Source organism: Pseudomonadota bacterium (assembly GCA_030859565.1).
Classification (GTDB): Bacteria; Pseudomonadota; Gammaproteobacteria; order JACCXJ01; family JACCXJ01; genus USCg-Taylor.
This window is the reverse complement of record JALZJW010000170.1, coordinates 1-6,623: the sequence shown is the minus strand read 5'-3', so window position 1 is coordinate 6,623 and position 6,623 is coordinate 1. Positions and strand designations below refer to the sequence as shown.

The 6,623-nt window shown below is 58.1% G+C and carries 6 protein-coding genes; 4 read left to right on the top strand and 2 right to left on the bottom strand.

Annotated features, from left to right (window positions below; all coding sequences use genetic code 11):
* Positions 1–190: 190 nt before the first annotated feature.
* From M3436_18185 to M3436_18175, 3 genes are read left to right on the top strand one after another with little or no spacing between them, the layout of a single operon-like run.
* Positions 191–2,245 (top strand): transglycosylase SLT domain-containing protein, encoded by a 2,055-nt coding sequence (locus M3436_18185; protein ID MDQ3565937.1) that lies wholly within the window; start codon positions 191–193, stop codon positions 2,243–2,245.
* Positions 2,246–2,248: 3 nt separating this feature from the next.
* Entirely contained in the window at positions 2,249–3,217 is a 969-nt protein-coding gene (locus M3436_18180; GenBank protein MDQ3565936.1) for a complex I NDUFA9 subunit family protein, read from the top strand.
* Positions 3,214–4,446 carry a multifunctional CCA addition/repair protein gene (locus M3436_18175; GenBank protein ID MDQ3565935.1) on the top strand — a complete coding sequence of 411 codons (1,233 nt, stop codon included), beginning with the start codon at positions 3,214–3,216 and terminating at the stop codon, positions 4,444–4,446. Before M3436_18180 ends, M3436_18175 begins: the two co-directional genes overlap by 4 nt.
* A 29-nt stretch (positions 4,447–4,475) precedes the next feature.
* On the opposite strand, the gene M3436_18170 is transcribed toward M3436_18175, so the two are convergent.
* Positions 4,476–5,108, bottom strand: a complete 633-nt coding sequence (locus tag M3436_18170; protein ID MDQ3565934.1) for a methyltransferase domain-containing protein — start codon at positions 5,106–5,108, stop codon at positions 4,476–4,478.
* A gap of 37 nt (positions 5,109–5,145) precedes the next feature.
* Here M3436_18170 and M3436_18165 point away from each other — a divergent pair, with 37 nt between their 5' ends.
* Positions 5,146–6,285, top strand: coding sequence for a GNAT family N-acetyltransferase (locus M3436_18165; protein MDQ3565933.1), 1,140 nt, complete (start codon positions 5,146–5,148; stop codon positions 6,283–6,285).
* A gap of 73 nt (positions 6,286–6,358) precedes the next feature.
* On the opposite strand, the gene M3436_18160 is transcribed toward M3436_18165, so the two are convergent.
* The coding region (locus tag M3436_18160; GenBank protein ID MDQ3565932.1) for a hypothetical protein at positions 6,359–6,623 on the bottom strand (265 nt) is incomplete at its 5' end.

The following is a 6,623-nucleotide window of genomic DNA, read 5'->3' as shown; positions in this document are numbered from 1 at the left end:
CTATTAACCCCCGCCCCATACCCGCCGCTACATATCTCTGCCCGCCGCCGACCACGCCCGCTACGCTGCGCCGGTGCGCCAGGGACGGTGCTTCGTGGTTGGTGGCGCGGCCCTACAATAACACCCTCCCTGGCCCTGCCACGCAAATATTCTGCGGGTCAAACTGACCCAGTACCGCAACATGTCGTTCATGGAAATTGCCACAGCCTGGGTTTCCAACGACAATCTGCAACCCATGTCAGCGCACCCGCGTCGCCACGCATGTTTCTCACCGCTCGGTTGGGTTAGCGTCGCGCTCATGTGCGCGTTCGGCCTGACCTACGCGGGATCGCGGGTGGATGAGTTGAGCGGCGAGCGCGAGGGTTTCCGCCGCGCGCGTGAGGCCCTGCGCGCGGGGGATCTCCAAGCTTATCGCCAGCTAGCATCCGGGCTCGAGGACTACGCCCTTTATCCCTACCTGCGCTACGACTATCTGCGCCCGCGCCTCGCCCAAGCCGCACCCCACGAAGTCCGCACGTTTTTGAAGGCCTATTCTGAAACCCTACTCGCCGCACCACTGCGTACGGCCTGGCTGCGCACGCTCGCCTTGAGGGGCGATTGGCCCATATATATGGAGTTTTATACATACCAGGAAGATCCGGTGTTGCGGTGTCACTACGCTACGGCCCGCCTGCGGCTGGGACCGGACAACGCCGTGCTGGAGGAAATCAAACAACTGTGGCTGAGCGCGGCCACACGGCCCACCGAATGCGATCCGGCCTTCGCTGCCCTGCAAGAGCGCTCTTTGGACGAGGACTTGATTTGGCGGCGGATCCGGCTGGCGATGACGGCCGGTGAGACGCGCCTTGCCGCCTATCTCGGTGACAGGTTATCACGGGCCGAGCGACCTTGGGCGACACTCTGGATCACCAGCCATAACGATCCGGCCAAAGTATTAGCAGGCGAGGACTTCAAGCACGATCATCCGATCGGCCGCGAGATCATCGCTCATGGCATCGCCCGGCTGGCGCGCACCGATGCCGAGCAGGCTTACGCGGTTTGGAGACGGTTTGCGCCGCGCTTTAAATCCGGCGATCCGCTCATCGGGCAGATCGAGCGCAGCCTCGGTTTGGCCGCCGCCGATCAACGTCTGCCGCAGGCGTTTGCCTGGCTGCATTCGATCGACGCCGGCGTCGTGGACGCGCAGGTCCAGCGCGCCCAGTTACGGTTGGCGATCGCAACCGGGGCGTGGTCCGATCTCGCGCGTTGGACCAAACGCGAGGCGGTCGGGGACATGAATCCCTTGCGCTGGCGCTATTGGCGCGCCCGCGCCTTGGAGTCTACCGGACACGCGCCCGCGGCACGCGGGCTATTCCAAGAACTGGCGGCCGAACGCGACTATTACGGTTTCGCGGCGGCCGATCGGCTGGGCGTGCGCTATCGTTTCGGCCATCGGCCGACGCGCCTGGCGGCAACAGAAGACGCGCGCATACGATCATTGCCGGGCATGGCGCGCGCGCGCGAGCTATGGCTCGCCGGATATCTGCGGGAAGCGCGCAGCGAATGGACTTACACGGTCAATCACCTGCCCGATCGCGCGGTTCCCGCCGCGGCCGCCATCGCCCATGAGTGGGGCTGGCACGATCGGGTGATTTCCGCGCTCGGGAAGGTCAAAGCCTACGATGATCTCGATCTTCGCTTTCCGATACCCTATGCGTCGTGGGTTTCCGAGAGCGCGGCGCGATATAACATGGAACCTGCTATCCTTTACAGTATCATGCGCGCGGAAAGCGCGTTCTTCGATCAGGCGCGCTCGACGGCGGGGGCGGTCGGTCTCATGCAAGTGCTCCCGAGCACGGGAAGGCAGGTAGCGAAAGACCTGGGTATGCCCTTAGCGGCCGATGTCAAGCTTTATGATCCCAAGACCAACATCGCACTCGGCAGCCGCTATTTACACCAAATGCTGGCGCGCTTCAACGGCCATCTGGCCATGGCGGCGGCTGCCTACAACGCCGGCCCCGGTAAGGTCGAACGCTGGCGGCCGCAAGGGGGTTGCCAAAACGCGGAGTTCTGGGTGGAGACGATCCCCTATAGGGAAACGCGCCGCTACGTGCGCAATACGCTATTCTACACCGCGCTCTACGAGTGGCGCATGGGAAAGCAGGTGAAGCCTATTAGCGAGCGGCTTGCGGCGGTGTCCCCGCGCGGCGGAACCGCCACGATGCGAATCACCTGCGCCGCTGCGAACGAAGGTAACTACGGCTAAGCTATGATCATCAAAACCATTGCCATCCTGGGAGGCACCGGCTTCGTCGGCCGCCATCTCGTCAATGCCCTGAGCGGCCAAGACTACCGCATCCGCGTGCTCACCCGGCGGCGGGAACGGCACCGCGAGCTGCTCGTGATCCCGACCTTGGACCTCATCGAGAGTGATGTACACGATGCCGCCGAGATGACGCGCCAGCTTGCAGGGTGCGATGCGGTCATCAACCTCGTCGGTATTCTCAACGAGCGCGGCGACGACGGTAGCGGCTTCCGCCATGCCCACGTCGATCTGGCGCGTCAACTCGTGGAGGCCTGCCGGAGCAATCCTATCCACTGCCTTTTGCACATGAGCGCGCTCAATGCGGACGCCGCGGCCGGTCCCAGCCACTACCTCAAGACCAAGGGCGAGGCCGAGGATCTGGTGCACCAAGCGGCCGGAGAGAGGTTGCGGATCACGAGCTTCCGGCCCTCGGTGATCTTCGGCCCCGACGATAGCTTCTTCAACCGTTTCGCCCAATTGCTGCGGCTCAGCCCCTATTTCTTTCCCCTGGCGTGCCCGCGATCGCTGTTTGCCCCGGTGTATGTCACCAACGTCGTGGAGGCTTTCATGCGGGCGCTAGAGGACCCGGCGACGGCGGGACGGCGCTACGATCTCTGCGGACCGAAGCAATACACGCTGCAAGAGCTGGTAGCATATACAGCCACGTGCCTGCATCTACGCCGCCGCATCCTGCCGCTAAACGAGAGACTTTCGTATCTTCAGGCCCAAGTCTTGGAATGGATTCCGGGGAAGCCTATGTCCTTGGATAATTACCGCTCGCTACAGGTCCCGAGCGTGTGCCAGGGCGAGAGTAGGCTCGCGGCCCTGGGTATCGAGCCGGTTGCGATTGAGGCGGTGGTCCCGGCGTATCTGCAAAAACAGCATCAGCGGGCGCGCTATCGGGTCTTGCGAACATTCGCGCGGCGGCAGTGAAGGTCTATAAGGTCGGCGGCGCGGTCCGGGATAAGCTCCTCGGTCGCCCGGTCTCGGACTGTGATTGGGTCGTGATCGGCGCCACGGCGCAAGATCTCTTGGGCCTTGGTTACCGCGCGGTCGGCAAGGACTTCCCGGTCTTTCTCCACCCCCAGACCCACGAGGAATACGCGCTCGCGCGCACCGAACGCAAGGTGGGACCCGGCTACAAGGGGTTCGTGTTCCATGCTTCGCCCGAGGTCTCCTTGGAGGCCGATCTCGAACGCCGCGACGTGACTATCAACTCCATGGCCGAAGACATCGACGGAGGCATCATCGACCCGTACGGCGGGCGCGCGGATCTGGAACGCGGGATCCTCCGGCATGTCTCTTCCGCCTTCGCCGAGGATCCGGTGCGCATCTTGCGCGTCGCCCGCTTCGCTGCGCGTTTCGGCTTTCGGATCGCCGAGGAAACGCTGGCGCTCATGCGCGAGATGGTCGCGGCGGGGGAAACCGAAACCTTGGTTCCCGAGCGGGTTTGGGCGGAGCTCGACCAGGCCCTCGCCGAGCCCAATCCGCGCCTATTTTTCGAGGCGCTGCGGACCTGCGGCGCCCTGCTTGCGCTCTTTCCCGAGATCGAACGGCTCTTCGGCGTGCCGCAACCGCCGCGCCACCACCCCGAAATCGACACCGGACTGCATGTGATGCTGGTGCTCGACCAGGCTGCGCGCTTGAGCGAAGATCCGCGCGTGCGCTTTGCTACCTTGGTGCACGATCTCGGGAAAGGGACGAGCCCGCAAGAGCAATGGCCGCATCACCATGGGCACGAGGAGCGCGGCGCGGATATCATCCTTGGCTTCTGCCAGCGCTACCGCATCCCCAACGACTACCGCGATCTCGCCGTGCTGGTCGCGCGCTATCACAGCCATTGTCACCGTGCCCTTGAGCTTCGGCCCGCGACCCTGCTAACTACCCTCGAAGCCCTGGATGCCTTCCGAAGGCCGGAGCGCTTCGAGCAATTCCTCACGGCCTGCGAAGCCGATGCCCGCGGGCGTACCGGGCTTGAGGATCGCGCCTACCCTCAGCCGGAGTACCTGCGCCGGGCGTTGCGTGCGGCGCAGTCCGTCGATGCAGGCGATCCGATCGCTCAGGGACTCACGGGCGCGGCCTTGGGCAGCGAGATCGGGCGCTTACGCCTCGAGGCGATCAAGGATGTTCTCCCCCAAAACCCTAGCGGCGCCTCAGGATAGTTTTTGTCGGGTTTCCCGACAATAACTAACTAAGCCACTTTCCGACTGACAACGGCAAGCCAAGGCTGTTCAGTGCAAGGTAGTCCCTGCGGTCGATAGTAGTGTTTTATGATCTCGAAACCGGCCGATTCCAGCAGTAGCTGATAGGGAGCGAGCTCAAGGTAAGTGCCGTAGCGATCTCCTTGCCATCCCTCACTGTTTCCTCTGGGATTTGAAGAAAAAAGTATCCCTTGTGGTTTTAGTACGGACCTTAGCTCTTTTAATACCCGGACCATTTCCTGAGAAGGAACATGAAAGAGCGAAGCATTCGCAAAAATACCGTCGACAAACTGCTCCGATAATTCTAGTTTAAGGAAATCTTGGTGGAGCACCAGAAGACCAGTCAGTGATCTCGCCATCTCACAAAATTCGTAGCTCCCATCTAAGCCAATTGCATGATGTCCCTGTTTCTTGAAATAGAGAAGATCGCGGCCCGGACCGCACCCCAGATCCAATAGCGATAGACCTTTCTGGTTGGGCAGAGCCGATAATAATGCCTCATAATTTTGCGTCACATCGTGATCTTTTGTCCCGTGCCAAAAACTATTGGCATTTGCGTCGTAATGTTCGATCGTAGCGGAACTGATATTTTCTAATTCATTGGGTGAACAGAACTTACTCATGGCAATATCGCCTTACCAAATAAAGACCTTTCATTCCATGAAAGATATTCAGAAACAGGACTGGGGTCAAATTACCTCGCTTAATTTTCCTTTTTCAGATTACGAGTACCTACTGGCGCTTGAAACGAGTCAGAGTGTTGGGAGTGAAACGGGCTGGATACCTCACTATCTCACTGTATGGCAGGGAGTCGAGCTTGTGGGAGCAACCTTTGTCTATCTTAAAACTAATAGTTATGGAGAATACATTTTCGACTGGGAATGGGCAGAAGCCTATCATCGGTACGCGCTGCCTTACTATCCAAAGCTGGTTTCCGCCATACCGTTTACTCCTGCTACGGGCGCCAAGATCCTGTTACGCCCGAATGCGGACAGAGAAGCTGTCTCACGCGCACTAATTTCTGCAATACTGGCATTGGCCGAAGAGAAAGGATGTCATTCCGTGCATGGTCTTTTCCTCCCACCGGAAGAAGTCCCTCATTTCGCTGAAAGCGGTTTTGTAATAAGACATAGCTTTCAGTACAACTGGTTTAATAGAGAGTATCGGGACTTTCCCGATTTTTTGGACCATCTTAAGACAAAAAGAAAGAAACAGATCGTACGGGAACGAGAGCAATTAATAGCACGAGGGTTTGAGATCGCGGCGGTTACAGGTAAGGCTATTCTTCCTAGGCATGCCAGCATCATCTACCGGTTCTATCGTTCGACGATAGAAAAAATGGGCGGTTTTCCCTATCTTACATCTGGATTTTTCGATACGGTAATGGAAACGATGAAAGATCGACTGGTTCTTATTTTTGCTTACGACCGGGGAAAGGAAATAGCAGGCACAATCAATTATCGAAAAGGAGATCATCTTTACGGCCGCTATTGGGGCGCTGATGAATACGTGAGACATTTACATTTCGAGCTTTGCTATTACCAGTCCATTGACTATGCCATACGCAATAACATCACACTCTTTGAAGCCGGAGCTCAGGGAGAACATAAGTTCCCACGCGGCTTTCTCCCGGAACTTAACTACAGTGCGCATTGGATTTTTCATCCGCAGTTTCGAACTGCTATTGCCCAGTTCATCAATGAGGAAAAAGCTCTAATCGGCCGACTCATCGACGATAAGCTAGGCAGGTCTCCTTACCATCAACAAATTCAGGGATCAGGTCGTGGATCAACAGTATAAAACTCGATGCCGAGCAGCTGGGGTATGTTGGAGAGCGCCAAAGCCCTCTGGGCAGAGTCGGGCTCAAGTAGCTTCAGAGAATCCTGCCAAAGTTATTAAGGGCATATTTGATTTCTAATATGAGTCGGTCGCGTTTAACTGGAAGAACGCCTTTGTGAAAACAAAAAGAATCTTCGACAAACCCAACCCCAGCTTTTTCGCAGATTGTTACCACTTTTTCTTGACCGTAGTATTCTATGATGTCTTCGTCGCTCGTCTCTCTAATTAGAGAGAACTGATGACTAAGCTTCTTGTTCTTATGGCTACCTTTGACGCAGATGTGGGGCCCACTGTTTGCA